Consider the following 1,809-nt stretch of genomic DNA (forward strand, 5'->3'; position numbering starts at 1 on the left):
TCGTAACTTTTATCGGTATAATTTCTGTTTCCTAAAGTGTATTCTTTGTTATTATTATCGAGAATAAAATAAGCATCCTCTTTTCTATTTTGAGAATAAATTAAAATAGGCAAGGAAATGAAAATTAAAAATAATTTATTCACATTCATTAGTACTTGAGTTTATAAAGTTATTTGTTGCGTTTCTAATTCTTTTTTGTTCGTTTTGCGTATATACCGGATCAGCATACATATTGTTCCAAGCTTTTGTCCCTTGTAAACCTTCCCAAGCAATATCTAAATAAAATTGATTAGAATGTTGATTATTATCAAAATCAATTTTTGATATCAGGAAAAAATACCGAGTTTTTTCTAAAATGAAAACTAATTAAAATTGCAAGAGCTAACATCTTTAAACATTTTAACGGGGATAATTTTATAATTTTCATCTTGTTTAAGGACTAAAAATATATTGGTGTTTTTTAAATCCGATTTGAGGAGATCTTTTTTAGAAACTAATTTTATTTTATCTAAACTGTTTATTAAATGTTTTTTTTTATTCTTAATCTCTTCAAAAACATAAAAATTACCTTTATAACATAAAGGGTAATTACTTTTTTCATGTTGACTAATGTTTTTACATTCAGAGATATTTTTATTATAAAAAAAATAAACACTTTTACTTTTAAAACTTAACCATAGAAATATCGTTAAACTGATTATAATTAAGCAGCTTCCAATGGTGTATTTATATTTTTTAATTACAGTTGTTATCATTAAGTCTTGCTTGGTTTTTTACGTTTATTAAATGTTTTTTTTGAGTATCAGACAAATTAAAAACTCCATATGACACTAATATTTTATAATCATCGAAATTAGAAAAAATAGAATTATCATACTTTTTAAGTACAATTGCCATACGATTAATAAAATAATCTTTCATTATATCATGACTATAATTCATTAAGCCAGTATCATTAATATATCTTTGATATAACTCAGAAAAGCTAGCAGTTGAATTATAATAATGTTTAGCCAAAAAAGCATGAGCTATCTCATGAGTTATAATTCCAGCTATTTCAATAGACGAATACTTGTTATTTAAATTTTCATTAATTAAAATTCGGTAATTACCATCATTATCTATTTGAGTTTTTCCTCCAATATTATCTGGTAAGTCAGAAGACATTTCAAAAGTCAAATCCCTCCCCCCAATGTTATTATCTCCAAACTCTATAAACAAATCTGTTATCATATTATGAAAATTGGATATACCTGAAGCAAGTAATTTATCATATACACATTTAGCTTTACCGGTTAAGTTATTTATAATTTTATCATCTTCCTCTTCAATTTTAATACATTCATTAGTTGCAAGGTCTTTTATATACCCATCAGGGCATTTCCCTTCTTCATCCGGGCGTATAGGAGGAAGTGAAATAGAAGTATCAACAGGAATTGTACTTCCTCCTCCTGAAGAACCACCTCCACCGGGACCGCTACTGCTGTCTGAAACTTCTGCTGCCCCATTACCATCTCCTTCAGCACTACAAGGCCCTATTTCATATTCTACTATATATTCTGTAGATGATGCATTGCATTGCCCCGGGGCATGTTGTGGTCCCGTTTTGTTGAATGAACACAACCAAAAAGAACGTACCCCTGTAACACATAAACCACCCCTGGAAAGTAAATTTGAATCTACACCCATTATAAGTTTTACGTTGCCTGTAAAAGGTTTTTGTGTATTTAACAACCACTTTTTAGAAGGTTGGTATTCAAATAAGTTTGATGATAGTATAATGCCTTGTGTATTTATAAGTACTACATA

Annotated in this window: 1 pseudogene; it reads right to left on the minus strand. The window is 28.3% G+C overall.

Features of this window, described 5'->3' with window-relative positions:
* Positions 1–735: 735 nt before the first annotated feature.
* A pseudogene (locus ACQY1Q_RS17340) lies at positions 736–1,809 on the minus strand (hypothetical protein); the annotation flags it as partial.

Source organism: Tenacibaculum sp. TC6, from assembly GCF_050606265.1.
In the GTDB taxonomy this organism is placed as follows: Bacteria; Bacteroidota; Bacteroidia; order Flavobacteriales; family Flavobacteriaceae; genus Polaribacter.